Below are 23,585 nucleotides of genomic sequence, written 5' to 3'. Positions count from 1 at the left end.
CTGACCACGTCTCGCAACACGATCAGGCGCGCCTGAAGCGCATGAACAGGTACGGATCGGTCAACACGCCGAGCCTGCGCGGGAGCCAGCGCTCCAGGCGGAAATGCGGCGCGGCGGCGCGCGCCAGCAGTCGCGGGGCGAAGCGGTGGATGCCGCTCTCCGTATCGAACGAATAGGAGCCGTGGCGGAACAGGTTCAGGAGGTTCTTTCGCCACCAGCCGTACTTCGCATCGCCGAGAAAGTAGGGATTGAGCAGGCTGGCGAAGACGAACCCACCCGGTTTGACCACGGCGTGAAGTTGCGCAAAGAGCGGCGCGTGGTCGGCAATATGGTTGAGCACGGCGAAGTTAGCGACCACCGCGTCGACACGACACGGAAGATCCGCGTCGATTCCGATCACCGAGCCGTTGGCGATCTCGTCCCGGCAATACACTTCGAGGTGAGCGCGCATGGAAGGCGACGGCTCGTAAACATAGGTACGGTGGTTGTTCGAGGCGTAGGCCTTGGCATCGATGCCCGTCCCCGCGCCGAAGTCGAGCAGTTCGGCACCTTTCGCCACCCGTCCCAGCACCGCCTGCTGGAAGCGATCGCGCACCGCCAGGTCGCGCCGCGAGGAGAGGAAAAACTGGTGGTACTGCTCACCGGTGTGCATTCGTGGGCGGCCTCGCGCTTTGTGAGAATCCCGCGTTCGAGCGGCTCCAGGCGTGGGTGCGCCACGGCAGGGAAAAGGTTTCAGGCACCGTGCGCCTCACGGGGTCTACCCGCCTGATACGATGCGTCCCCTGCGAAAACCGGAGTTCCCGCGATGCCCCTGCCTACCGTCGAACACGAGACCAGCCCCTCGCCGGCGTGGTCGGTCCTCTGGCTGCATGGCCTCGGCGCGGACGGCAACGATTTCGCGCCGATCGTTCCGGAACTCGTCGATCCCGCGTGGCCCGGCATCCGCTTCGTGTTTCCCCACGCGCCGGTACGGCCGGTGACGGTGAACAACGGCATGCCGATGCGGGCCTGGTATGACATCAAGGGGCTCGCGATCGCCGACAAGCAGGACGCGGCGGGTATCCGCGCATCCATCGAGGAGGTGGAGGCGCTGATCGCGCGGGAGGCGGAGCGTGGCGTGCCGCCGTCGCGGATCGTGCTGGCAGGGTTTTCCCAGGGCGGCGCGATGGCCTTGGCCGCGGGGCTACGCCATCGCGAAGCGCTCGCGGGCCTCCTCGTGCTGTCCGCCTACCTTCCGTTGCACGAGACGATCGAGGCGGAGCGCAGTGGCGCGAACCACGCCACGCCGATCTTCTGGGGCCACGGTAGCGCCGATCCGATCGTGCCGATGGCGCTGGGCGAGCAATCGCGCCAGGCACTGGAGGCCCTCGGCCATCGCATCGACTGGCATACGTACCCGATGGGTCACCAGGTGAGCCTGCCGGAGATCGAGGATATCCGTGCGTGGCTATCGGAGCGCTTCACCGTGTAGGAGCAGCCATAGCGGCTCTCGCCATCGGGCATACTTCCTTCATGTCCGAGTCTCGCGACAATCCGCGACCGCCGTCCGCTCCGCTGCCCGATTTCTGCAGCTTGCCGGTGCTGTTCGCGTTGCTGGTGGTCGGGGCGCTCACGGTCACCCTGATGTGGCTGGCGCCCGGCAATGACGGCGACCTGCGCGATTACAGCATCGCTGTGCTGTTCACCAGCTGGCTTTCGATCCTGCTCACCGTGGCCCTTTGCAAGCTGCGGCCGTGGATGCAGCGGCTGCCCTGGCTCTTGCCTTACGCCGCCGTCTGGCTGCTGCTGGTGGGGACGGTCGGCATCAGCGCGGGCCTGCTCGGCTGGATCGACCATAACTTGGGCGCGGGCCTCAGCCCCGTCTCGCGCTATCGCTTCGTGCGTGACTGCGTGCTCGCCACGGGATTGCTGGGTGCGGGCTTGCTCCGCTATTTCTACGTCGTCGCGCAGTGGCAGGCGCGCGTCGCCGCCGCCGCGCAGGCCCAGGTGGCAGCGCTGCAGGCGCGCATCCGCCCGCATTTCCTTTTCAACAGCATGAATGCGGTGGCGGCCCTCATCCGTGTCGATCCGGACGCCGCCGAACGCACGGTGGAAAACCTGGCCGAATTGTTCAGGGCAGCCTTGGGCAGCGACCAATCCGCCTTGGGTACGTTGGGCGAAGAGTGGGCGCTGGTCGACCGCTACCTGGAGATCGAGGCGCTACGCCTTGGCGACCGCCTGCGCGTGCAGCGCGACATCGACGTGCCGGCCGAGATGCCGCTGCCGCGCCTGCTGCTGCAGCCGCTTGTGGAAAATGCCATCCGTCACGGCGTGCAGCCGCTGCGCGCGGGCGGCACGATCCGTCTCGGCGGCCGGCGCGTGCGTGGCGGCGTGGAGGTCGTGGTGGACAATCCCGTGGCCGAGACACCGGCCATGCCGGGAAATGGTCACGGGCTGCGCAACGTGCGCGAACGGGTGCGTTTTCATTTCGGCGAGCGCGCCAGCGTGGACGCGCAAGTACGCGAGGGTCGCTTCGTCGTGACCGTGTTCCTTCCGGAGACCGTGCATGCGCGTACTGATCGCCGATGACGAGCCGCTGGCACGGGTCCGCCTGCGCAGTCTGCTCGCGCGGCGCCCGGACGTGACGGTGGTGGGGGAAGTCGCCGATGGCGACGCCATGCTCGACGCCTGTGTGCAACTGAAACCGGACCTCGTGCTCCTGGACGTGGAGATGCCCGGACTGACGGGTACCGCCGCGGCCCGCCGGCTGGCCGCCTTTCCCACGCCACCGCAGGTGGTGTTCTGCACCGCGTACGAGCAACACGCGCTCAGCGCGTTCGATCTTGGCGCGACGGACTACCTGCTCAAGCCGGTACGGGCCGAGCGGCTCGACGAAGCACTCGACCGCGCGGCGGCGCGGCAGCCCTCGCCGCGCGCGGAACGGGGCGCGTGGCTGCGGGCGCGCAGCGGCTCGGATGAAGTGCGCGTGGCGCTGGACGAGGTGCTCTACCTGCTCGCCGACGAAAAGTACGTCGCCGTCCACCATGCCGGCGGCATGTGGCTGATCGACGAATCGCTGCGCCAGCTGGAAGCCGCGCACGGCGACCGCCTGGTCCGCCTGCACCGCAATTGCCTGGTCCCGCGGGTGCGCCTGCAAGGCCTGAAGACGCTGCCCGATGGCCGTGTGCTCGCGCGCCTGTCCGGCACCGATGTGGCGCTGGAAGTCAGCCGCCGTAACCTCCCGGCCGTCCGCCAGCTGTTGCGCGCACCCGGCCCCTGAGCCTCGTGGACCGTTTTGTTGTGGGAAGCGCGCTGCGCGCGCCGGTGGTTTGCGGGACAATCACTCTCTTCGTTCGTTCCGTCCCGGCTGGAAAGTAATGACCGCACCGCTCCGCATCGCCACCCGCAAAAGCGCGCTGGCCCTCTGGCAGGCCGAACACGTGGCCGCCCTGCTGCGCCAGGCCCACCCTGGGTTGCTCGTCGAGCTGGTACCGCTGTCCACGCGGGGCGACGAAATCCTCGACCGCTCCCTCGCGACGATCGGCGGCAAGGGCCTGTTCCTGAAGGAACTGGAGATCGCGATGCTCGAGGATCGCGCGGACATCGCCGTGCATTCGCTGAAGGACGTGCCGGCGGAGCTGGAGGCGGGGTTCGTGCTGTCGGCCATCCTCCCGCGCGCCGACGCCGCCGATGCCTTCATCAGCAACGACTACGGCACCCTGGCGGAGCTGCCAAACGGCGCCCGTGTCGGCACGTCGTCACTGCGCCGGCAGGCACAGTTGCGCGCCCTGCGCCCGGACCTGCAGTTGCTCGACCTGCGTGGCAACGTAAATACGCGGCTGGCCAAGCTCGACGAAGGCCACTACGAGGCGATCATCCTCGCCTGCGCCGGCGTGGATCGACTCGGCTTGGGCGGGCGTATCCGCCACCGCCTCGCAAGCCCGGACTGGCTGCCGGCACCTGGACAAGGCGCGATCGCGGTCGAGTCTCGCGAAGGCGACGGACGCGTGGCCGAACTCATGAAGGCGCTGACCGATCCGGAGACGCTCATCGCGGTGGAAGCGGAGCGCGCCATGAACGAGAAGCTCGGCGGCAGCTGCGCGGTGGCGATCGGCGCGTGGTGCGTGGTGGCGGAGTATGGCCTCACCCTGCACGGCATGGTCGGCAACGCGGCCTCGGGAGAACTGCTGCGCGCGCAAGCAGACAGCCGGGGCGATACGCCCGTGGCGCTGGGCCACGAAGTCGCCGAGATGCTACTGGCACAGGGCGCCGCGGAATTCCTGAAGCCGCAACGCTGAGAGCATCGCCGACGGGGTCGGCTCCCACCGAGCATGCTTTCGAACCCGACAACCTCTGGATCGGCTGAAAGGATCGGCTCCCACGGAGCAAGCCTGCCTGAGGTGGCCTGTCCTGCCTGGTGGGAGCCGACCCTGTCGGCGATGCTTCAGAAGTTGTAGACGAGGTTTGTCGTCGTCAGCTTATCGGTGCTCTGCGTGCCCGGCTGCGTGTCGCTGTTGTAGCGGATCTGGTAGCCGACCTTCAGTGCCATCTTCTTCGTCATGCTGACCGAGAGGCCGATGTCGTTCTGGTAGTACTGGTTCTTGGAGCCCGCTTCCACCAGCAGCGTGTCTTCAAGCGCGGTGTTGTCGGTCAGGCGGTACTTGGCGTTGATCAGGCCACGACCGACCACTTCGCTCTCGGCGTCGGGTTTATAGGTTTCGCTCACGGCGTTACCGGAGGCGTCGAACACCGGGGTGCCGTCCGGGTTCAATGCGGCGCGTTCCGAACTCGCGGGCTGGTAGCGCTTGAAACCGGGACCGATTTCGAAGGACAGCTCGGCGCGCTCGTTCTTCAGCGCGATATAGCCATAACCGACCGAGACGATGCCCTGCCAGAGGTTGGCGCCGAAATCGTCATGCTCGTAACGCGCGGCCGTCACGATGTAGCTGCGCGGGTCGAACTTGTAGCCGACCGAGGCGCCCGTGTCGTAGCGGTTCGCGGTGGTGCTGAACTTGTCGACCGTATTGCCCGCGCCGTCCTCGACCGAGACCTCGCCCTTGGAGCGCAGGCCATTGAGGAAGAAGTTGTTCTTCCAGACCTCGTTTTCCTGGCTCAGGCCGAGCTTGGCGTTGGCGTTCTCGGAGCGCGAGTTGCCGCGCGACGAAGCGAAACCGAACTCGCCGGAACCCGTCCACCCGCCGTTCTGGGCGGGGTCCGAATTGGGGTTGGCACTGGCGTTGGCGTCCTGGGCCGATGCCGTGAAGGGCAGCGCGGCGAGGACGAGCGTGGCGATAAGGAGTTTTTTCATCGTCTACCCGGATGTGGAAAAGGAACCGTCATGCGTCGCCCGCGACGAGCCGACCGTACGCACGGCCGTAGAGCCGCTGCTCGAGGCATTGACCGACAACGCAGCTTAACGCGGCCAGACCGGCGGCCAACGCATGGGCGGGGCCGGCGGGATGGGAAATCAGGAGCAGGCTGGGCAGGCCGACCGACAGCATCGCGGCGGCGACCCGGCCGCCGAGCAGGGAAACCGCCCCCCGCCCGCTTACGAAGCGGTCCGCGGCGCCATGGTCTTCGGCCAGTTGGCGAAGCGAGCGCCAGCGCATGCCTTCGACGATGCCCAGTGCCAGGGCCACCGCGAGCAGGGCCAGCCGCCACGGGTTGAAACGCTCGACCGGCGCGTCCGCCTGCAATGCGACGCAGAGCCAGAACCAGAGGCTGCCCGCGAACAGCGCCCAGGTCGTCCGCCCCAGCGGCAAGGTATTGGCCACCGAGGCCACCGCGTGGGGGAGGCCCTTCGACATGCCGCGAGCGGTATGGACCAGCGTCGTCAGGCTGCACAGCATCAGCGCGGCGCCGGCCACGCGCGTGGCCCAGAAGTCGTTGTCGCCGCGCGCCAGGCCGGCGAGGGCCAGCATCGGCAGGAAGTTCACCATGGCGATCATGCCTTCCAGCGTCGGCATCATCCGCTTTACCGGGTTCCAGCCGTGCCAGTCCGGCGCGAAGGACAGGCGAAGACAGGTGGCGACCAGGCCTGAGGCGACGAAGACCAGCCCAATCGACAAGGGGACGAGGACTTCACCGCGGCCGTCGGGATACGTGCCGAGCGCGAGGGCGGTGCCGAGCACCATCCACAGGCCGTAACCGGTCGTCGTGGCCGTCTGGATGACCACGCGCGGGGTGGAGAACAGGTTGCGGGCAGGACCGCCCCTGTCGATCCGACCGTTGGAGCCGGGCACGACGGAGGCAGTCTCGTTCGGTTCCGCCATGGTCGGGGGAAGGCCTTCGGCGAATCGCAAAGGGCCATTTTTGCGCCTTATGGCGCCCAGCGCAAACCGGAAAGGCCCGGGCGGACACGACTCCTACGGAACGGGCGGCCTCGCTCCCTTGCGGAGTAGCCCTGCCACCGCCATGCTTCCGCCGTAGATACGGGCGTCACGCCCGCGCGGACACACTCACCGAAAGCTCCATCTGCCGGCGACACCCATGGACCGCTACGAGCGCATTCTCACCCTGCACCGACTGCTGAAGTCCGCCCATTATCCGGTGCCGCTGTCCCGACTGATGGACGAACTGGAATGCTCGCGGGCCACGCTTTACCGCGACGTCGCCTTCCTGCGCGACGCGCTCGGCGCGCCGGTGCAGAGCGTGGCGGGCGAACAGGCCTCGTTCCGCTACGAGGCCGGCGAAGGCGACAGCTTCGAGCTGCCGGGCCTGTGGCTGACCAGCGACGAGCTGGCCGCGCTGATGGCCCTCAACGAGCTGATCGGCCGATCCGATCCCGGCGTTCTGGCCGGCGCGCTCGCACCATTCAAGGCACGCATCGAGCGCCTCCTCTCCGACCATGGCAGCGGCAAGGCCTTGCCGGTCGACCGTATCCGGGTCATCTCCTGGGGCGCGCGCAAAATGGACCAGCAGGTGTTCCGCATCGTTGCGGGCGCCGTCCTCGAGCGTCGCCAGGTGAGCTTCCGTTACCGGGCGCGCACCACGAATTCGGATACCAAGCGCACGGTGTCGCCGCAGCGCCTGACCCACTACCGCGACAACTGGTACCTCGACGTGTGGGACCACGACCGCGAAGCGCTGCGCAGCTTCGCCGTGGACCGCATCGCCGACCCGCAGGCGCTGGATGCGAAGGCGAAAGACGTCGAGGAAGCCGAGCTCAACGACTTGCTCGCCTCCAGCTACGGCATCTTCGCGGGCAAGCCAAAGGCGTGGGCGACCATCCGCTTCTCGTCGCATGCGGCACGCTGGGTGGCCGACGAGCACTGGCACTCGCAGCAGAAGGGCGAGTGGCTGCCGGACGGCCGCTACGAATTGAAGGTGCCGTATTCGAACTCGCGCGAATTGCTGATGGACGTGCTCAAGTACGGGCCCGATGCGGAGATCGTCTCGCCGCTGCCGCTGCGCGAGGAAATGAAGATCCTGCTGCAGCTCGCTCTTTCGGGTTACCAGGCCAACGGCAACCACCACTGAAGAGCGTTCCATGAGCGACCTCGACATCGCCGACCCTAGCGCGTTGCCGGCCGTGACCGGCGGCCCGCGCAAGCCGCGCGTCGCGCTCGCCCTCGGCGCCGGCGCGGCCAAGGGCCTGGCGCACATCGGCGCGATCGAGACACTGGAAGAACATGGCTACGAAGTCGTGGCCGTGGCGGGCACATCGATGGGCGCGCTCATCGGCGGCATCTACGCCATGGGCAAGCTCGACATCTACCGCGACTGGGTATCGACCCTGGCCCGGTTCGACGTGCTGCGCCTCGTCGACTGGAGCTTTTCCGGCGGCGGCTTCATCAAGGGCGATCGGATCATGGCCGCGCTGCGTGAATTGATCGGCGAGGTGAACATCGAAGAACTCGGTCTGGCTTACACCGCCGTGGCCACCGACCTCGACCGCGAGCGCGAGGTGTGGCTCACGCGGGGGCCGTTGTTCGATGCCATCCGTGCCTCGATCGCGATTCCCACCTTGTTCCGCCCCTATACCCACGAGGGCCGCCGACTCGTCGATGGCGCCCTGCTGAATCCGCTACCCGTCCTGCCGCTGATGCGCGAGGAGGCCGACTACGTGATCGCGGTGAGCGTGGACGGTGCGGCGGAAATGCAGAGGCCGCCGGAGAAGGACGTCGCCGCCATGCCCGACAAGGGCTATGCCGCCAAACTCGGCCGCTTGATCGGCCGCGTACTGCCGCAGGGCGAGCAGAAGATCCGCGATCCCGGCGCATTCGAACTGATGACGCAGTCCATGGACCTCATGCAGGCCAACCTCTCGCGCCTGCGCCTGGCCGCCTACCCACCGGACCTGCTGATCGAGATCCCCCGCAACGTGTCGACGGTGTACGAGTTCTACCGGGCGCGCGAGCTGATCGAACTGGGCCGCGAGCGGACGGCGAAGGCGCTGGAGGCGTGGCGACCGCGCGCGCCGACTTCGCGCTGATCCTGCCGCTCGCTGCCGGTGCCGCAGCGGCTCAGACTTCCTCGGTGCGCGTCACCTTCGCCCGGCGCATCAGCCAAGCCACGCCGCGCAGGTCAGCCAGGCCGACCCAGAGGCGGTCGAGCATGCCGTACTTCGAGGTGCCGGCCGTGCGCGGGCGATGGCCTACGGGCACGCTCTGGCTGGCGAACCCCGCACGCTTCACCAACGCGGGCAGGTAGCGGTGCATGTGGTCGAAGTAGGGCAGGCGCAGGAAGGTCTCGCGTTCGAACAGCTTGAGGCCGCAGCCGGTGTCCGGCGTGTCGTCGCGGAGCATGCGCGAGCGCACCGCGTTGGCGACCTTCGACGAGATCCGCTTGTTGAAGCTGTCCCGGCGGGTAACGCGCCAACCGGCGAACAGCTTCAGCTCCGGCGCGGCCCCGGCGCGAGCGTCGAGCAGCTTCGGGATGTCGGCCGGATCGTTCTGGCCGTCGCCATCCAGCGTCGCGATCCAGGGCGCCCGGGCGGCGCGGACGCCGTTCCACACGGCGGTGCTCTGCCCGCTACGCGTGATGTGCCGGATGATCCGCAGTTCGGGGTACTGGGCGCGGGCCGCCGTTAGGACGGCGACGCTGTCGTCGGTGCTGTCGTCATCGACGTAGATGATCTCGAAGTCGATCCGCCCACGCAGGGCCGAGGCGATCTCGGCGAGGAGGGGCGGGATGTTGTCACGCTCGTTGAAGACGGGCACGACCACGGCGAGTTCGGTCATCGCGGTTCCGGAGGCAGCAGGATTCGGGCCCGCATTATCGCCCATGCCGCCAGCCGGGGACACTGCGGAGCCTGCTGGGGCGCTGGCGCTCAGATCTGGCCGACGTTCGGGGCTGCCGGTCCTTCGATCGCCGCGCGCCAGCCGCGTTCCACGGCCGCCATCGTCTGGCGGCTGGCGCCCTGGGCCATGACGACCAGGGTGCCGCCGCTGAGCGCCACCTGTCGGCCGTCCCAGCCGTCGCGATGGAAATCGGTGCTCTTGTCGATCATTTTTTCCGGCATGTAGAGGGCGACCACGGGCTCATCGTTCATCCGCGTGACCAGGTGCACCGCCGGGTACGGTCCCACCGTGCAGTCGTGCACGTAGGTAACCCCGACCGGCGCGGGGCCCTTGAGCCGCGAGGCACGGCCGACGAAGCCGGCTTCCACCTGGGCGTCGGTCATCGGCTTCGTGAGGTTGAGCGAGTCCAGTTCCTCCGGCATGTGCGCGACCGCGAGGGCCGGCAATGAGCTGAGGTCGGCCTGGCGCCAGAACAGGCCTGCACCGACGAACGCGAGCAGGACGGAGGCGGCCATCGCCATCCAGGCACGACGCCTGCTCACCTGGCGGCGGCGCTCGCCGGTGGCGTGGGCGAGCAGGATTCGGTCCGCGAGGCCCTCGGGAACGGGCACGGTAAGCGCCGCCTCGAGGTCGTCCTCGAAACGCTGGGCGCGCTGCCAGAAGGCCGCACAGCCCTCCTTGCAGGCATCGCGGTGGCCGAGCAGCTCGGGATCGCGTGAGCGCGGTTCGGCGCCGATGCGGCGGCGGAAGTCCAGGCAGTTCATTTCCGGCCCCCCTCGGCCGCGGCGCGCCCGCCCAGCAGGGCCTTGAGGCGCTGGCGGGCACGGAACAACTGGGTCATGACGGCACCGGGTTGCTGCCCGGTGCTCTCGGCGATCTCCTCGCAGGTCATACCGCCCAACACCTGCATGGCCAGCGGGTCGCGGTATTTGTCGGGCAGCTTGAGCATCGCTTCTCGCACCTGCGCGGCGTCGCCGCTGCGCTCGGGGCTGGCAAACGCGCCGTCCTCGGCCACGTTGTCGTCCAGTTCCACGAGGTCCAGGCGCTTGCGTTCGTAGAGTCGCGCGTGTTCGCGACGAAGGATCGTGATCAGCCAAGGCTTGGCGGCGTCCACGTCGCGCAAGGCGTCGAGGTTCTTCCACGCCCGCAGGAACGTCTCCTGGACGAGGTCCTGGGCGACCGTTTCGGAGCGCGACAGCCAGAAGGCGTACCGGTAAAGGTCAGCCGACAGGGCGCGCACCATGGCTTCGTACTGGCGCTGCTTCGGATTCACACCCTCTTTGACCGGCGCCATCGATGTTCTCTTACAAGGTGCCCTCAACGGACCTTGGTGAGGATGCCATCGAGCTCGTCGAGGCTGTGGTAATGGATCACCAGCTTGCCCTTGCCGCCGCGGCCATGGGCGAGCTCCACGCGGGTAGCGAAGCGCTCGGCCAGTTCGCGCTCGAGGTTGGCGATGTTCGGGTCGACCGCGGCCGACTTCGCCTTGCCCTTCGGCGCCAGCTGGGCCTTGCGCGCCGCCTCTTCGAGCTCGCGCACGGTCCAGCCGTTGCGCGCGGCTTCCAACGCCAGCGGTTCGGCGACCGTGGAAGGGAGGGTCAGCAGGGCGCGGGCGTGACCCATCTCGAGCTTGCCCTCGTCGAGCAGTTGCTTGATCGAGGACGGGAGCTCCATGAGACGGAGCAGGTTCGACACCGCCGCGCGGGACCGGCCGACGGCGTCGGCGGCCTGCTGGTGGGTCAGGTCGAACTCGTCGATGAGGCGCTGCAGGGCCTGCGCTTCCTCCAGCGGCGTGAGTTCCTGGCGTTGGATGTTCTCGATCAGCGCCATGGCCAGCACGGACTGCTCGGGCACGTCCTTCACCAGCGCCGGGATCTCGCTCATCGAGGCGCGCTGCGCGGCGCGCCAGCGGCGCTCACCGGCGATCAATTCGTAGCTGTTCTTGCCGATCGCCCGGACCACCACCGGCTGGATGAGGCCCTGGGCCTTGATCGAGGCGGCGAGTTCGTCCAACGCCTCGTCATTCCAGTGCCGACGCGGCTGGTACTTGCCCGCCTGGATCTGCTGGATCGGCAGCATGCGCAGCTCTCCCTCCTGCTCGACGATGGAGGGCGTGGCCGTCGGACCCGCGCCGCCGCCGAGCAGGGCGTCGAGGCCACGGCCGAGTCCACGTTTTTTCGCTGCTGCCATGGTTACGGATGCTCCTTAAAGGGTCGTCGGGGCTTCGTCGGCGTCGCTCATGGCCGCGGCTTCCGCGCCGTTCAGCGCGCGCTCGCGACGGATCATCTCGCCGGCGAGCCCGATATAGGCGATGGCGCCGCGCGAGCCCCGGTCGTAGAGGTGGATCGGCTGGCCGTGGCTCGGCGCTTCGGCCAGCCGCACGTTGCGCGGGATGATCGAGCGCAGCACCTTATCGCCGAAGTGCTGGGTGAGCTGGGCCGAGACCTCGTTGCCGAGGTTGTTGCGCACGTCGTACATGGTGCGCAGGAGGCCTTCGACCTCCAGACGGGGGTTCAGCCGCTGGCGCACGGCCTCGATCGTATCGAGCAGGCTCGAAAGACCTTCCAGCGCGAAGTACTCGCACTGCACGGGAATCAGCACGCCGTCCGCGGCGGTGAGCGCATTCAGGGTGAGCAGGTGCAGCGAGGGCGGGCAGTCGATCAGGATCGTGTCGTAGCGGTCCGCGACCTTCGCCAGCTGTTCCTTCAGGCGTTGCTCGCGGGCCAGGCCGTCCATCAGCTTGAGCTCGGCGGCGGTCAGGTCGCCGTTGCCCGGCAGGAGGTCGAAACCGGCCTCGGTCCGGACCAGCACGTCGGCGATGGGCGCCTCGTCCAGCAGCACCTCGCAGCCGTTCGGCTTGGCCTCGTGCTTGTCCACGCCGGACGCCATCGTGGCATTGCCCTGCGGATCGAAGTCGACGAGCAGCACCTTGCGCTTCGCGGCGGCCAGGGCCGCGGCGAGGTTCACGGAGGTGGTGGTCTTGCCGACGCCGCCCTTCTGGTTGGCGACTGCGATGATGCGGGCCATGGGGTACCGGTAGCTGCCGTGCGCGGAAAGGGTAGTAGCGTAGCATCCACGGGCCGGCGGGCCCTAGGTGCCCCCGTCGCGGCAGGATGCGACCTTTGGGAGACGACTTGACGAGGACTCATATGCACTCGGCCAACACGCCTACTTTGAACATCGCTTATGTCGAACACGGACCGCGGACCGGCTGGCCGGTCGTGTTGTCGCACGGCTTTCCCTACGACGTTCATGCCTACGACGAGGTAGCTCCGATCCTGGCAGACACCGGGGCGCGGGTGATCGTGCCCTACCTCCGCGGCTTTGGGCCGACCCGTTTCCTTTCGGCGGCAACGCGACGTAGCGGTCAGCAGGCGGCACTGGGCCGCGACATCATCGAACTGCTGGATGCCCTCGGCATCGAGCACGCCCTCCTCGCCGGCTATGACTGGGGCGGGTTGGCTTCATGCGTGGCGAGTGCGCTCTGGCCGGAGCGTGTCACAGGACTCGTTTCGTACGCCGGCTACGACGTCATCGATGTAGAGCGGCTCAGGCACGCCTACCCCCCGAGCCTGGACGCCGTCTGGTATCAACACTTGTTCCAGCACGAGCGTGGCCGCGAGTGCCTCTCTCTCCACCGGCGGGACCTCTGCCATATGCTTTGGAAGCAATGGTCGCCGGGTTGGCCATTCGACGAGGCGACGTTCGAACGGACGGCCGCTTCCTTCGACAATCCTGACTTCGTCGATGTCGTGATTCACTCGTATCGCTTCGACTTCGGACTTGCCGAGGGGGACCCCGCACTTGCTCACTTGGAAGAAAGGCTCGCGAAGAAACCGCCGATCACGGTTCCCGCCATGACGCTCGATGGGACGCAGGACCCACTCAAGCCGGGAGGCACTGCCGACCATGCGACGATGTTCGCCGCGCGGCATGAGCACCGCACCGTGGATTGCGGACACAATTTCCCCTGGGAGGCGCCGAGGGAGTTTGCCGACGCTGTTCTTACGGTGCACCGTTGGACGACGGGCGGCTTCCCCGCCGTAGCTCGTCGTTTGCAGGGCACTTGCCAGTAATTCGCCCGCGGGTCGATAGGCCGCGCCATTGCCGCGATCGCGCAGCGGCTGGCCACACGGATGCCTCAGGGGGGGCTGAAGAGCATGCGCAGATCGTCGATGACGGCCTTTTTCTCGGCACTGCAGCTTTTTGCTTCTGCGGGTGCCCTGGCTCAATCAACAAAAGCGCTTCCGCCCATTCCAGGCGACGTCCGTACGGTGACCGCGCCACACGTGGAATCGTGCAATACGATCAATTGCGATGTGAGTGCCGAACAGATACGAGCATTCGATGCCGCGCGCGGGCTTTATATGAAGAATTCGCTCGCAGCGGCAACGTTCTCGGTCGTTTTCGGACACGAACGGGAAAATATCGCGATCACCTTCATCCCGTCACCCCTCGGAACCCGCGGGCGAGCCATCACTTACCTGTTCGATTCCTCGGGTGTGAAAGTCGAGCGGAGTTACATCAACCGTTGAGGTTGCGTCGCGGCCTACCTTCGGCGAATGACGACGAGGTGCCGCTCGCCTTCCACGCCCGGCACGGTCAGCACATGGATCGCCTCCACCTGGAAGCCTTCGGGCACCCCGTCCAGCTCTTCGGCCGGATGCTTGCCCTTCATGGCAAGCCAGACGCCGTTGGGCGCGAGCAGGTGACCACCCCAGCCGAGCATGTCCGCCAGCGACGCGAAGGCTCGGGCGGTGACGCATTCAAACGTGCCCTCGACGTCCTCGACCCGGCTCTGCAACGCCTTCGCATTGCCCAGCTTCAACGAGCGAATGGCCTCGCGCAGGAAGCGGACCTTCTTGCCGTTCGAATCGACCATGAGGACCTCGCGCGCCGGTTCGGCGATGGCGAGGGGGATGCCGGGCAGGCCCGGGCCCGTGCCAAGGTCGGCGAGCGATCGCCCGTGCACATAGGGAAGGATCGCCAGCGAATCGAGCAGGTGACGCCCCACCATCTCACTGCCGTCGCGGACCGCCGTGAGGTTATAGGCCGCGTTCCAGCGCTCGAGCAGTTCGCGGTAATCGAGCAGGCGCTCGACCGCGTCCTCGGGCAAGGACGCGCCGAGCGTGGCGATGCCACGTTCCAACTGGGTTTGCAGGGCTTCGCGCGCGGTCATGCCGTACCCGGTTCAGGCGAGGGTCGCAAAGTATGGAAGCGCGGGCGCTACGGCGCCAGCGCGGGAATCACGCGGCGTCGAGTTCGACGCGGGTGACGAGCATGCCGCGGGCGCGGAGCGAGCCGTTCACGGCGTGCTTGAGCTGGGTACCGACGGCGCGGCGGTCGGTGGTGTGGGCGGTGCCGTTGTCGCGGAGGGCGGCAACGACGTTGGTGCGGATGAGCTCGGGCGCCTCGTCGATCACCTCGTCGGCGACTTCCGGCTCCAGCACCTGCCAGTAGACAGTGCCACCTTCGAACCGAAGCACCTGGCCGCCGAGGTCGATCTTGTGCGCGACCCGGTCGATCATCGGAAGGACCACGTGCGTGCCAGCCGTCAGGAGGGAGGGACGGCGGCCGAGACGCCGCACCGTATAGACCTGCCCTTCGGGAATACGCCGGACCGAGATCGCCGCGATGGCGAAGGCTATGAAGGTCGTAGCGATGAGGGCGGTGGTCAACATGGCTGCTACATCAACGAGTTATCGGCTTTTCCTGTCGCGCCGCGCAGCGAGAATGCTGCAGGGCGATGATCGGGCGGGTGTTAATCATAATTTAACGGGGCCCTTTAACGCTAGCTTTACGAAGCCCCACATTCAGTTAACGGACGGCTTGGTCAAAACTTGAGCAGATAGTGCGGCCCCACCGTTTGACCGACTCGCCGCAAATGATAATAATTATCAATCAGTCATTCGCCCGGTCTCGCCCATGGATTTCCTCGGCTGCGTGGCGGCCATCGCCGCCATGGCCCTCGCCTACCTCTCGTCGCCCAACCAGCGCCTGTTGCGTCGTTCACTCGGACGGCCTGGCAAGGTCGCCGGTTGGCTTTTCGGGATCGGCGCGTTCGTCGCCTGGATCGTCGGCGAAACGTCGCTGCCGGGGATCTTCGCGGCCCTCACGGCGCTGATGTTCGGCGGGGTCGTCCTGCCGTACATCACCTGGTTCTTCCGCCCCGCCTCCGAACGGACTCCGCGCTGATGCTCGCCAAGACGTTTGCCGGTGTCCTGCTCGGCCTGCCGCTGTCGATGGCACTGGTATCGCTCGCGATCTGGCTGTGGCCGTCCTCCAGCGAGTCGGTGGCCATTCCGATGCTCATGCTGTTCTTCCCGCTGTGGATCAGCGTCATGGCGGCCACGTTCCTCTTTCGCAGCGGCGTCCGCGCATGGGCGTGGCTCGCCGTCGCGAACGTAGGCGCCTTCGCCGCGCTGTTCCTCGCCAAGCACACGCTGCCCGGGCTCTGACGAATGAAAGCCTCGACCCTCCGCACATTCACCACGGTGCACACCTGGACCGGTCTGCTCGCCGGCTTCGCCCTGTTCATCGCCTTCTACGCCGGCGCACTGACGATGTTCCACGAGCAGATCGACACCTGGGCATTGCCGCAGGCGACGATGGCCCGCGCGGACACGATGGATCGCGCGCGCGCGATGCTCGACGACATCGTCGCCAGGCACCCGGCGGCGCGCGCGCAGATCGGCGTGACGTATCCGGCCGACCATCCCTCGCACGAGGTGGCGGCGTACTGGATGGAGAAGGACGGTTCGTGGAAGACGCAGACCTTGGGAGCAGCGACACCGCGCGATTCCGAAGACCATGAGCACGGCCTCGCGGATTTCATCTATGAGCTGCATTACGACCTCGGCATTCCGGTCGTCGGCATCTACCTCATGGGCGTCGTCAGCGTCATTTATGGCCTGGCATTGCTCACCGGCCTGCTGATCCACCTGCCTAACCTGGTGCGTGAACTCTTCGCCCTGCGGCCCGGCCGCAACCTGAAGCGCCTGTGGCAGGACGCGCACAACGTCATCGGCATCCTCAGCCTGCCCTTCCACATCATCTTCGCGATCACTGGTGCGCTGCTTTGCCTCACGCTGGTGATGCTGATGGCTTTCAACACAGTCGCCTTCGACGGCAAGCTCATGCCGGCCTTCGATCGCATGACGAGCTCGCTGCCGGAAACGAAGGCCAAAGGCGGCGTCGCCGTGATGCTCTCGCCGGCCGAACTCGGCGCGCGTGCGCGCCACGCTGCGCTCGCCGCCGGTGCGGCGGATTTCTCGCCCGACTACATGCGTTATGTCCATTACGGCCAGCAGGGTGCGACGGCGGAAGTACGCGGCACCTCGACGAAGACGCTCGGTGAATACGGTTCGGTCGCACTGGACGCCGTCGATGGGCGCGTACTGAACATGCAGCTCGCGGGCGTTCGCGACGCCAACCACGCAACCTATTCGGCGATCTTCGGCTTGCACTTCGGATCGTTCGGCAACCTGTCGCTCCGGTGGCTGTACTTCTTGCTGGGACTCGCCGGCGCCTTCCTGTTCTATTCGGGCAACCTGCTGTACATCGAATCGCGACGCAAGCGCCGCCAGGCCGACCAGCCGATGAAGGTGCGCGCGATGGCCACCGCCACCGTCGGCGTTTGCATCGGCTCGTGCTTCGCCATTTCGATGACCTTCCTCGGTAGCCTGCTCCTCCCGCTGTGGGGCGCTTCAGCCACGGCCATCGTGCAACCCGTGTGCTTCACGGCGTTTGCGGCGGCGATCCTCTGGACCTTCTGGCGTCGGCCCGCGAAAGCCGCGGTCGAGCTACTGTGGGGAACGGCCGTGGTGAGCGTGGCCGTGGGCGTTCTCGATGTCGTCATTTACCGTGAACGCCTGGCACGCACCCTGGGCGAGGGCGACTTCGGCGTGCTTGGCGTCGACCTCGTCGCGATCGCCATGGGCATCGGCTTCGCCTGGTTGGGCATCGCGACCCGCCGCCGCGCAGTGGACGGAGACCCGTGCAGCGTGTGGTCGTCGCGGAGACCCGCGCCTCCGACGCAGGCGGTGGAGCTGCAAGAGGCCTGAGGACTGTCGCGCGACCCTCCGATGTAACGCGCGTTACGTATTTCTATACCTGACAGCTATTTATGTCAGTGAAGGTTTTGTGTGCGTTTGTTGCGGCAGTGCCGCAAACGGCCGAATACCACTCAGGCTATTGATCGGAGCGTAGTTTTTAGCTGACCTGGTGCACTGGTATTGCTGATACCGCGACTTCTTGCGGCGTTGCACCAACCGGTTGATTTCGAAGGCTTTACAAGCTCGTATGAAAACGTTTACGTTCCGCGCCGTCGAGCCCCGGGAGGGGTTGGCTCAAGGGCGAGAACGACGTGAGTGTGACGATCAAAGACGTCGCGAGAATGGCCAACGTATCGGTGGCCTCTGTCTCGCGCGCACTGAATGGACATGGTGGAGTCACCGCGGAAACGCAGAAGCGGATTCGTGAAGTGGCGGCTCGCCTGCGCTACGTGCCGCACAATGCGGCGCGGAGCCTGATCACTCGCCGGACGCAGACCATCGGCGCGTTGTTGCCGGATTTGCATGGCGCGTTCTTCTCGGAATTGATCCGCGGCATCGACCTCGCCGCCCGGGCCCATGGCCTCTACATGCTCGTCTCCAGTTCGCATGGCGATGCCACCGAGGCCGCCATCGCGTTGCGCGCGATGCAGGGCCGCGTGGACGGCCTGTTGGTGATGTCCCCGCACGCGGACGAGGCCTTCCTCGACGAGAACCTGCCGATCGTGTTGCCGACCGTGCTGATCAACAGCCACGTGCGCTCTGATCGCCATACCGCCCTGGATATCGACGATTACGGCGGCGCACGGCTCATGACCGAGCACCTGCTTGGGCTCGGCCGCAAGCGTATCGCCTTCATCGCCGGTCCCGAGGTGAACCACGACGTGCAGGAACGCTGTCGCGGGTACCGCGAAGCGCTGGCCGCCGCCGGACTTGCCGACCGCGCCGTCGTGCTTCCCGGCGACTTCACCGAAGAATCCGGCTACCACGCCGGCAAGCAGGCATTGGCGATGGTCCCGCGTCCCGACGCGATCTTCGCCGCCAACGACATGATGGCGATCGGGTGCCTTTCCGCGCTGTCGGAAGCCAAGGAGCGCACGCCGGAAGACGTCGCCGTCGTCGGCTTCGACGACATTCCCATGGCGCGCTATGTCACGCCACCGCTCACGACCGTCCGCGTGCGCATCGCCGAATTGGGCGAAGCGGCACTGGAACGCCTCGTTCGCATGATCGAGGCACCCGAGGATGCCGCGCCCGAACCGCGCGCCGTCGTCGGCACCGAACTCATCGTCCGCGCCTCCTGCGGCGGCAACGACACGGTACGACGACGAGCCTGACCGCTCGTCGACAGGCGGCCTGCCGGGCCCTGGATGGATTCTTCAGGACGGCGTCTTCACAGGACAACAGCTTCAAAGCCGGCTCCGTTCACGCGGGGCGGGCGCGATACACGGGGAAAGAACGCTTGCAGAAGAGTGGTACGACCACCGCGTCACGACGCTACGTCGATCGCCGTGTTTCACGTTCGGCCGGATAAGAAAACACACACGGAACCTTTCGGGAGAGGGGAACAATGAAAGCCTCGATGCAGTTGAAGAAGAAAATCCTAACGAGCGTGATCTCCGCGGCGGTCGCCACCGCCGTGGTGTCGCCCTCGGCATTCGCGCAGTCGGCCATTGCCACCTTGCGCGGCAAGGCCGCGCCGGGCGCCACGGTGACCGCGTTCAATCCGCAGACCGGCCTGAGCCGAAAGGCCACGGCGGGTGCCGACGGAACCTATACGATCAACGGTCTGCCGCCGGCGACGTACCAGGTCGACGCGGGTCCGGGCACGCAGCAGAACGTGACCCTCACCGTCGCGTCGACGGCGACGCTCAATCTGGCCGCGCCGGCCGGGGCTGCGCCTGCAGACGCCACCGCCGCCACGTCGATGGAAGGGGTCACCGTTAGTGCCACCACGCTGACCGAAGTGCGCACGCCCGAGGTCGCCAAGACCATCTCCCTGCACCAGATCCAGACGATTCCGCAGGTTTCGCGCAACTTCCTCGAATTCGCCGATACCGTGCCCGGCATGGTGTTCAGCGTGGACGCCCAGGGCCATACCTCGCTCCGTGGCGGCGCGCAGAACAACAGTTCCGTCAATGTCTTCATCGACGGCGTCGGCCAGAAGAGCTACGTGAAGGAAGGTGGCGTCTCCGGCCAGGTCAACAGCCAGGGCAACCCGTTCCCGCAGCTCGCCATCGGCGAATACAAGGTCATCACGTCGAATTACAAGGCCGAGTACGACCAGGTGTCGTCGGCTGCAATCACCGCCGAAACCAAGTCCGGCACGAATGAGTTCCACGGCGAGACGTTCTACACCTACACCGCGGACAAGTACCGCAGCCGCACCGCGGCCGAGGAAGACGCCGACAAGGCACGCTCGTTCGAGAAGGAATACGGCTTCGCTCTGGGCGGCCCGATCATCAAGGACCAGATGCACTTCTTCGTGACTTTCGAGCAGAAGAAGTTCGACACGCCGATCACCGTCACGCCAGGATCGGACGTGCCCGCCAGGGCCATCGGCCTTCTCCCGGCCGCTGCACAGGCGGAACTCGGTCCGGCCAACCTGCCGTTCGACGAGAAGCTGTACTTCGGCAAGATCGACTGGGAATTCTCGGATCGCGACCGTATCGAGATCAGCACCCAGGTGCGCCGTGAGACGCAGGCCGACAACATCGGCGCTGGCCAGTCGTACTCGCAGTCGATCGTGACGGAGAACCACGATACCCGCGCCACGTTCCGCTGGCAGCACAGCGGGGAGTGGTATTTCAACGAGCTCAAGGCTTCTTACGAGAACTCGTCGAACGATCCGCTCCCGATCAACTATGGGAACGGCTACAACTACACCTGGCGTCCTGCGAGCGACGCGCCCATCATCGGCATCGGCGCCGCCTCTCCGCTGGCGACCCAGATCAAGGGCCAGGAAGGCCCGATGATCTCCGACGACTTCACCTTCAACGACCTGACTTGGCACGGTAACCACGTCGTCAAGATGGGTTACAAGTACAAGGAAGTGACACTTCATGCGCAGGACGCGCAGGACACCAATCCGCAGTTCATCTACAACGTCGAGGAGGATGGCACGAACCCGCTTCCGTACAAGGCGCAGTTCTCGAACCCGGTGCCCGGCCTGAATCCGGTATCGGAGACGAACAGCAAGCAGTACGGCGCCTACATCCAGGACGACTGGTCGGTGAACGACCACCTCACCTTGAACCTCGGTGTGCGTTGGGACAAGGAGAAGACGCCTTCGTACCTGGACTACGTCACGCCGCAAAACGTGATCGATGGTTTCAATTCGCTCGACGAGAACGCGCAAGGCCAGTTCCCGGGTCAGACCTACGCTCAGACCCTCGCGAAGGGCGGCATCAACTACCGCGACTACATCGGTACCGGTAACAACCGTCATGCCCAGAACCAGTGGGCACCGCGTCTCGGCTTCTCGTACGACCTGTTCGCAGACGAAGCTCACGTCATCCACGGTGGCGCCGGCCGTTCCTACGACCGCAACCTGTATGACTACCTGCAGCTGGAGCAGACGAAGTCCGCACTGCCGTATCAGGAGATCTTCTTCAACATTCCGGGTCGCCCCTGCACCGTCGGTCCGAACACGAACTGCGTGAACTGGGACCCGGCGTACCTGAATGGCCTCGAGAACCTGCAGGCGCTCGTCGCCGGCACGAACAAGGGCCAGGAAGTCGACATGCTCAACAACGACCTGAAGGCTCCGTATTCGGATCAGTTCAGCCTCGGCATGTCGAACAAGCTCGGCGACTGGAACACCGACGCGACGATCACGCGCGTGCTGTCGTATGACGGCTTCGCGTTCACGCTGGGCAATCGCTTCCCGAACGGCGACTTCTTCCAGGCCGGTTCGCAGCCCTGGGGCAACGGCATCCCGGGCTTCGGCTCGATGATCATCGGCAACAATGGCATCCGCACTCGCACGACGCAGGTCTTGTTGTCTGCCGATAAGCCGTACACGCGTGAGTCGGGCTGGAGCGCCAACTTCGCCTACACCTACACCCGCGCAAAGCAGAACCGCGACGTCAAGGAACACTACTCGTTCGACGAGCCGACGATCTTCGACTACCCGTTCATCACCTCGAACGCGGCGTCCAAGCATCGCTTCGTGGCGACGGGGTCGATCGACGGTCCGTGGGGCTTCAGCTTCTCGGCGAAGCTGACCCTCGCCACGCCGCTGCCCTGGAATGGCAATTACGGCTACGGCGGTGTCTTCCCCGATGGCTCGAGCAATATTCCCCGGGCATACGTCCCGGCCGGCTCGAAGTTCCTGGTGGGCGGCAATATCTGGGGCTATCGCGACATCGATATCCAGGCCACGAAGGACTTCCCGATCGGCGAAGGCGACATGACGAAGTTCTACATCCGCTTCGACATCCTGAACGTCTTCAACTGGAAGAACTTCGTCGACTACAACACCAACTTTGGTGAGGGCGGCATTCCCAGCAACGACAGCCGTCCGGTCGCTTTCAACAAGACGGGCAACATCCAGTTCGTGCCGCGCACCGCGCGCTTCACGGCTGGCTTCAAGTTCTAAGCGCTTCACCGGCGCAACCGGCTCGCATGACCGGTTGCGCCGTCATTGGCGCCCGCGAGTCTCCCCGCGGGCGCATTTCTTCTCCATTCGCGCGCGACCGCCATGACCTACGGCATCACCCACATCGTCGTCGTCGGTGGCGGCACCGCAGGCTGGATGGCAGCCTCCGCCCTGGCGCGAGTCCTCGGCCGACAGGTCACCGTTCGGCTGGTCGAATCGGACGAGATCGGCATCGTCGGCGTGGGTGAAGCGACCGTCCCGCACATCAAGTTGTTCAACAACCTCCTCGGCTTGAACGAGGCCGAGTTCGTCGCCCGTACCCAGGGCACGTTCAAGCTCGGCATCCAGTTCCGCGACTGGGGCAAGCTGGACACTACCTATATCCACGGATTCGGAGTGATGGGCCACGACGTGGGCCTGACGCCGTTCCACCAATACTGGCTCAAGGGACACCTGGCGGGTTACGCCGGCGACCTGCTCGATTATTCCGTCAACACGGTGGCGGCCGTGCGTGGCAAGTTCATGCCCGCGCCAGTCGACGTACCGGCCGGCAATCCGCTCGGTGGCATCGGCTACGCCTACCATTTCGACGCCGCGCTCTACGCCCGCTTTCTTCGTGCGTACGGCGAGGCACGCGGTGTACGCCGCACCGAAGGCAAAGTACAGCACGTCGAACTCGATCCGGAGTCCGGGCACGTGGCCGCCGTCGTGCTCGCCGACGGCGAACGCGTGGAAGGCGACCTCTTCATCGATTGCTCCGGCTTCCGCGGGCTGCTCATCGAGGGCGCCCTGCAGACCGGTTATGAGACGTGGAACCATTGGCTCCCGTGCGATCGCGCGCTCGCCGTGCCTTGCGAGAGGGTGGACGTGCCGACACCGTATACGCGCTCCACGGCGCGCGAGTCCGGCTGGCAGTGGCGCATCCCGCTCCAGCACCGCACCGGCAACGGCTACGTCTATTCGAGCAGCCACATCGGCGACGACGAGGCCGCGTCGACCTTGCTGGCGAACCTCGACGGCAAGGCGCTGGCCGACCCGCGCCCGCTGCGCTTCGTCACGGGTGTGCGCAAGAAGGCCTGGAACAAGAACGTGGTGGCGCTCGGCCTCGCCAGCGGCTTCATGGAGCCGCTGGAGTCGACCAGCATCCACATGATCCAGATGGGCATCTCTCGCCTGCTGCAGCTGTTCCCTTCGGATGGCCGCATGGATCCGGTGCTCGCGGATCGCTACAACGCGCAGACGCGTTTCGAAGCCGAGCGCATCCGCGACTTCCTCGTCCTGCACTACAAAGCCACCACGCGCGACGATTCGCCGTTTTGGAACGATTGCAGGACGATGTCGATTCCGGATTCGCTGCAGGCGACGATCGATCTCTTCCGCCACAGCGGCCGCTTCTTCCGCGATGCCGATGAGATGTTCGGCGTCGTGAGCTGGGTCCAGGTGATGATCGGCCAGGGCATTATTCCGAACGGCTATGACCCGCTGGTCGACCAGATGCCCGGCGTGGACCTGCCAAAGTTCCTCGCCAGCGTGCGCGACGTCGTTTCGCGGAACGTCGATCTGATGCCCACGCACCAGCAATTCATCGATCGCGAATGCCGGGCCGCGGCGGTGGCTGCCTGATGGCCATGGCAATTGCCACGAGGGGACCGGGTACGTATGGTTCCAGGTCAGACCAAGGCCCTCCGGGGCCTTTATCCGGCCTCGCGACGT

The 23,585-nt window shown here is 66.2% G+C and carries 24 protein-coding genes; 14 read left to right on the top strand and 10 right to left on the bottom strand.

Annotation, left to right across the window (positions count from 1 at the left end; genetic code table 11):
- Positions 1 to 22 precede the first annotated feature (22 nt).
- The gene (locus ACQKIE_RS09020) at positions 23 to 652 is read right to left on the bottom strand and encodes a class I SAM-dependent methyltransferase (RefSeq protein WP_427458093.1); all 630 of its coding nucleotides are present in this window, start codon (positions 650 to 652) and stop codon (positions 23 to 25) included.
- Between the two features lie 153 nt (positions 653 to 805).
- Between ACQKIE_RS09020 and ACQKIE_RS09015 the strand changes: the two genes are divergently transcribed.
- From ACQKIE_RS09015 to hemC, 4 genes are all read left to right on the top strand, one after another.
- Positions 806 to 1,471, top strand: coding sequence for an alpha/beta hydrolase (locus ACQKIE_RS09015; RefSeq protein ID WP_427458091.1), 666 nt, complete (start codon positions 806 to 808; stop codon positions 1,469 to 1,471).
- Between the two features lie 41 nt (positions 1,472 to 1,512).
- Positions 1,513 to 2,568, top strand: a complete 1,056-nt coding sequence (locus ACQKIE_RS09010; RefSeq protein WP_427458089.1) for a sensor histidine kinase — start codon at positions 1,513 to 1,515, stop codon at positions 2,566 to 2,568.
- A complete protein-coding gene (locus ACQKIE_RS09005) occupies positions 2,546 to 3,259 on the top strand; it encodes a LytR/AlgR family response regulator transcription factor (RefSeq protein WP_427458086.1) in 714 nt (237 codons plus the stop codon). The genes ACQKIE_RS09010 and ACQKIE_RS09005 overlap by 23 nt, the downstream gene beginning before the upstream one ends.
- A 97-nt stretch (positions 3,260 to 3,356) precedes the next feature.
- The gene (hemC, locus tag ACQKIE_RS09000; RefSeq protein ID WP_427458084.1) at positions 3,357 to 4,277 is read left to right on the top strand and encodes a hydroxymethylbilane synthase; all 921 of its coding nucleotides are present in this window, start codon (positions 3,357 to 3,359) and stop codon (positions 4,275 to 4,277) included.
- A gap of 146 nt (positions 4,278 to 4,423) precedes the next feature.
- Here hemC and ACQKIE_RS08995 read toward each other — a convergent pair whose 3' ends face one another.
- Positions 4,424 to 5,287, bottom strand: coding sequence for a DUF481 domain-containing protein (locus ACQKIE_RS08995; protein ID WP_427458082.1), 864 nt, complete (start codon positions 5,285 to 5,287; stop codon positions 4,424 to 4,426).
- A gap of 28 nt (positions 5,288 to 5,315) precedes the next feature.
- Positions 5,316 to 6,251, bottom strand: a complete 936-nt coding sequence (locus ACQKIE_RS08990) for a hypothetical protein (protein ID WP_427458080.1) — start codon at positions 6,249 to 6,251, stop codon at positions 5,316 to 5,318.
- 217 nt (positions 6,252 to 6,468) lie between these two features.
- Here ACQKIE_RS08990 and ACQKIE_RS08985 point away from each other — a divergent pair, with 217 nt between their 5' ends.
- Positions 6,469 to 7,458 (top strand): helix-turn-helix transcriptional regulator, encoded by a 990-nt coding sequence (locus ACQKIE_RS08985; RefSeq protein WP_427458078.1) that lies wholly within the window; start codon positions 6,469 to 6,471, stop codon positions 7,456 to 7,458.
- Between the two features lie 10 nt (positions 7,459 to 7,468).
- On the top strand, positions 7,469 to 8,413 hold the full coding sequence (locus tag ACQKIE_RS08980) for a patatin-like phospholipase family protein (protein ID WP_427458076.1): 945 nt from the start codon (positions 7,469 to 7,471) through the stop codon (positions 8,411 to 8,413).
- Between the two features lie 31 nt (positions 8,414 to 8,444).
- Here the strand turns inward: ACQKIE_RS08980 and ACQKIE_RS08975 are convergent, their stop codons facing one another.
- The 5 genes from ACQKIE_RS08975 to ACQKIE_RS08955 all read right to left on the bottom strand — a co-directional run bounded on the left by ACQKIE_RS08975 (position 8,445) and on the right by ACQKIE_RS08955 (position 12,248).
- Positions 8,445 to 9,161, bottom strand: coding sequence for a glycosyltransferase (locus tag ACQKIE_RS08975; RefSeq protein ID WP_427458074.1), 717 nt, complete (start codon positions 9,159 to 9,161; stop codon positions 8,445 to 8,447).
- 89 nt (positions 9,162 to 9,250) lie between these two features.
- A complete protein-coding gene (locus ACQKIE_RS08970) occupies positions 9,251 to 9,985 on the bottom strand; it encodes a DUF3379 family protein (protein WP_427458072.1) in 735 nt (244 codons plus the stop codon).
- Positions 9,982 to 10,515, bottom strand: coding sequence for a sigma-70 family RNA polymerase sigma factor (locus ACQKIE_RS08965; protein ID WP_427458070.1), 534 nt, complete (start codon positions 10,513 to 10,515; stop codon positions 9,982 to 9,984). The genes ACQKIE_RS08970 and ACQKIE_RS08965 overlap by 4 nt, the downstream gene beginning before the upstream one ends.
- 23 nt (positions 10,516 to 10,538) lie before the next feature.
- The gene (locus tag ACQKIE_RS08960) at positions 10,539 to 11,411 is read right to left on the bottom strand and encodes a ParB/RepB/Spo0J family partition protein (RefSeq protein WP_427458068.1); all 873 of its coding nucleotides are present in this window, start codon (positions 11,409 to 11,411) and stop codon (positions 10,539 to 10,541) included.
- Positions 11,412 to 11,426: 15 nt separating this feature from the next.
- Positions 11,427 to 12,248 carry a ParA family protein gene (locus tag ACQKIE_RS08955; protein WP_427458066.1) on the bottom strand — a complete coding sequence of 274 codons (822 nt, stop codon included), beginning with the start codon at positions 12,246 to 12,248 and terminating at the stop codon, positions 11,427 to 11,429.
- A gap of 122 nt (positions 12,249 to 12,370) precedes the next feature.
- Here ACQKIE_RS08955 and ACQKIE_RS08950 point away from each other — a divergent pair, with 122 nt between their 5' ends.
- Both ACQKIE_RS08950 and ACQKIE_RS08945 read left to right on the top strand, forming a co-directional pair.
- A complete protein-coding gene (locus ACQKIE_RS08950; protein WP_427458063.1) occupies positions 12,371 to 13,297 on the top strand; it encodes an alpha/beta fold hydrolase in 927 nt (308 codons plus the stop codon).
- A gap of 84 nt (positions 13,298 to 13,381) precedes the next feature.
- On the top strand, positions 13,382 to 13,756 hold the full coding sequence (locus ACQKIE_RS08945; protein ID WP_427458061.1) for a hypothetical protein: 375 nt from the start codon (positions 13,382 to 13,384) through the stop codon (positions 13,754 to 13,756).
- Between the two features lie 14 nt (positions 13,757 to 13,770).
- Here ACQKIE_RS08945 and rsmG read toward each other — a convergent pair whose 3' ends face one another.
- Positions 13,771 to 14,400 (bottom strand): 16S rRNA (guanine(527)-N(7))-methyltransferase RsmG, encoded by a 630-nt coding sequence (gene rsmG / locus ACQKIE_RS08940; protein ID WP_427458059.1) that lies wholly within the window; start codon positions 14,398 to 14,400, stop codon positions 13,771 to 13,773.
- 67 nt (positions 14,401 to 14,467) lie between these two features.
- Positions 14,468 to 14,902, bottom strand: a complete 435-nt coding sequence (locus ACQKIE_RS08935; protein WP_427458057.1) for an SPFH domain-containing protein — start codon at positions 14,900 to 14,902, stop codon at positions 14,468 to 14,470.
- A 244-nt stretch (positions 14,903 to 15,146) separates the two neighbouring features.
- Here ACQKIE_RS08935 and ACQKIE_RS08930 point away from each other — a divergent pair, with 244 nt between their 5' ends.
- From ACQKIE_RS08930 to ACQKIE_RS08905, 6 genes are all read left to right on the top strand, one after another.
- A complete protein-coding gene (locus ACQKIE_RS08930) occupies positions 15,147 to 15,416 on the top strand; it encodes a hypothetical protein (RefSeq protein ID WP_427458055.1) in 270 nt (89 codons plus the stop codon).
- On the top strand, positions 15,416 to 15,679 hold the full coding sequence (locus ACQKIE_RS08925; protein ID WP_427458053.1) for a hypothetical protein: 264 nt from the start codon (positions 15,416 to 15,418) through the stop codon (positions 15,677 to 15,679). Before ACQKIE_RS08930 ends, ACQKIE_RS08925 begins: the two co-directional genes overlap by 1 nt.
- Positions 15,680 to 15,682: 3 nt before the next feature.
- Complete coding sequence (locus tag ACQKIE_RS08920) at positions 15,683 to 17,284, top strand: PepSY-associated TM helix domain-containing protein (RefSeq protein ID WP_427458051.1); 1,602 nt, start codon at positions 15,683 to 15,685, stop codon at positions 17,282 to 17,284.
- A 332-nt stretch (positions 17,285 to 17,616) separates the two neighbouring features.
- Positions 17,617 to 18,609, top strand: coding sequence for a LacI family DNA-binding transcriptional regulator (locus tag ACQKIE_RS08915; RefSeq protein ID WP_427458430.1), 993 nt, complete (start codon positions 17,617 to 17,619; stop codon positions 18,607 to 18,609).
- A gap of 233 nt (positions 18,610 to 18,842) precedes the next feature.
- Complete coding sequence (locus ACQKIE_RS08910; RefSeq protein WP_427458049.1) at positions 18,843 to 21,872, top strand: TonB-dependent receptor; 3,030 nt, start codon at positions 18,843 to 18,845, stop codon at positions 21,870 to 21,872.
- Between the two features lie 102 nt (positions 21,873 to 21,974).
- The gene (locus ACQKIE_RS08905) at positions 21,975 to 23,495 is read left to right on the top strand and encodes a tryptophan halogenase family protein (protein ID WP_427458047.1); all 1,521 of its coding nucleotides are present in this window, start codon (positions 21,975 to 21,977) and stop codon (positions 23,493 to 23,495) included.
- Positions 23,496 to 23,585 lie beyond the last annotated feature (90 nt).

It is taken from the genome of Luteibacter sp. NPDC031894, assembly GCF_050273135.1.
In the GTDB taxonomy this organism is placed as follows: Bacteria; Pseudomonadota; Gammaproteobacteria; order Xanthomonadales; family Rhodanobacteraceae; genus Luteibacter.
The sequence above is the reverse complement of the archived record's forward strand: the minus strand, read 5'-3'. Positions and strand labels throughout refer to the sequence as shown.

Bases quoted from the DNA above. Each gene is read 5' to 3' on its own strand.
- ACQKIE_RS09020 (WP_427458093.1), bottom strand. From the start codon at position 652: ATGCACACCGGTGAGCAGTACCACCAGTTTTTCCTCTCCTCGCGGCGC.
- ACQKIE_RS09015 (WP_427458091.1), top strand. From the start codon at position 806: ATGCCCCTGCCTACCGTCGAACACGAGACCAGCCCCTCGCCGGCGTGG.
- ACQKIE_RS09010 (WP_427458089.1), top strand. From the start codon at position 1,513: ATGTCCGAGTCTCGCGACAATCCGCGACCGCCGTCCGCTCCGCTGCCC.
- ACQKIE_RS09005 (WP_427458086.1), top strand. From the start codon at position 2,546: ATGCGCGTACTGATCGCCGATGACGAGCCGCTGGCACGGGTCCGCCTG.
- hemC (WP_427458084.1), top strand. From the start codon at position 3,357: ATGACCGCACCGCTCCGCATCGCCACCCGCAAAAGCGCGCTGGCCCTC.
- ACQKIE_RS08995 (WP_427458082.1), bottom strand. From the start codon at position 5,287: ATGAAAAAACTCCTTATCGCCACGCTCGTCCTCGCCGCGCTGCCCTTC.
- ACQKIE_RS08990 (WP_427458080.1), bottom strand. From the start codon at position 6,251: ATGGCGGAACCGAACGAGACTGCCTCCGTCGTGCCCGGCTCCAACGGT.
- ACQKIE_RS08985 (WP_427458078.1), top strand. From the start codon at position 6,469: ATGGACCGCTACGAGCGCATTCTCACCCTGCACCGACTGCTGAAGTCC.
- ACQKIE_RS08980 (WP_427458076.1), top strand. From the start codon at position 7,469: ATGAGCGACCTCGACATCGCCGACCCTAGCGCGTTGCCGGCCGTGACC.
- ACQKIE_RS08975 (WP_427458074.1), bottom strand. From the start codon at position 9,161: ATGACCGAACTCGCCGTGGTCGTGCCCGTCTTCAACGAGCGTGACAAC.
- ACQKIE_RS08970 (WP_427458072.1), bottom strand. From the start codon at position 9,985: ATGAACTGCCTGGACTTCCGCCGCCGCATCGGCGCCGAACCGCGCTCA.
- ACQKIE_RS08965 (WP_427458070.1), bottom strand. From the start codon at position 10,515: ATGGCGCCGGTCAAAGAGGGTGTGAATCCGAAGCAGCGCCAGTACGAA.
- ACQKIE_RS08960 (WP_427458068.1), bottom strand. From the start codon at position 11,411: ATGGCAGCAGCGAAAAAACGTGGACTCGGCCGTGGCCTCGACGCCCTG.
- ACQKIE_RS08955 (WP_427458066.1), bottom strand. From the start codon at position 12,248: ATGGCCCGCATCATCGCAGTCGCCAACCAGAAGGGCGGCGTCGGCAAG.
- ACQKIE_RS08950 (WP_427458063.1), top strand. From the start codon at position 12,371: ATGCACTCGGCCAACACGCCTACTTTGAACATCGCTTATGTCGAACAC.
- ACQKIE_RS08945 (WP_427458061.1), top strand. From the start codon at position 13,382: ATGCGCAGATCGTCGATGACGGCCTTTTTCTCGGCACTGCAGCTTTTT.
- rsmG (WP_427458059.1), bottom strand. From the start codon at position 14,400: ATGACCGCGCGCGAAGCCCTGCAAACCCAGTTGGAACGTGGCATCGCC.
- ACQKIE_RS08935 (WP_427458057.1), bottom strand. From the start codon at position 14,902: ATGTTGACCACCGCCCTCATCGCTACGACCTTCATAGCCTTCGCCATC.
- ACQKIE_RS08930 (WP_427458055.1), top strand. From the start codon at position 15,147: ATGGATTTCCTCGGCTGCGTGGCGGCCATCGCCGCCATGGCCCTCGCC.
- ACQKIE_RS08925 (WP_427458053.1), top strand. From the start codon at position 15,416: ATGCTCGCCAAGACGTTTGCCGGTGTCCTGCTCGGCCTGCCGCTGTCG.
- ACQKIE_RS08920 (WP_427458051.1), top strand. From the start codon at position 15,683: ATGAAAGCCTCGACCCTCCGCACATTCACCACGGTGCACACCTGGACC.
- ACQKIE_RS08915 (WP_427458430.1), top strand. From the start codon at position 17,617: ATGGCCAACGTATCGGTGGCCTCTGTCTCGCGCGCACTGAATGGACAT.
- ACQKIE_RS08910 (WP_427458049.1), top strand. From the start codon at position 18,843: ATGAAAGCCTCGATGCAGTTGAAGAAGAAAATCCTAACGAGCGTGATC.
- ACQKIE_RS08905 (WP_427458047.1), top strand. From the start codon at position 21,975: ATGACCTACGGCATCACCCACATCGTCGTCGTCGGTGGCGGCACCGCA.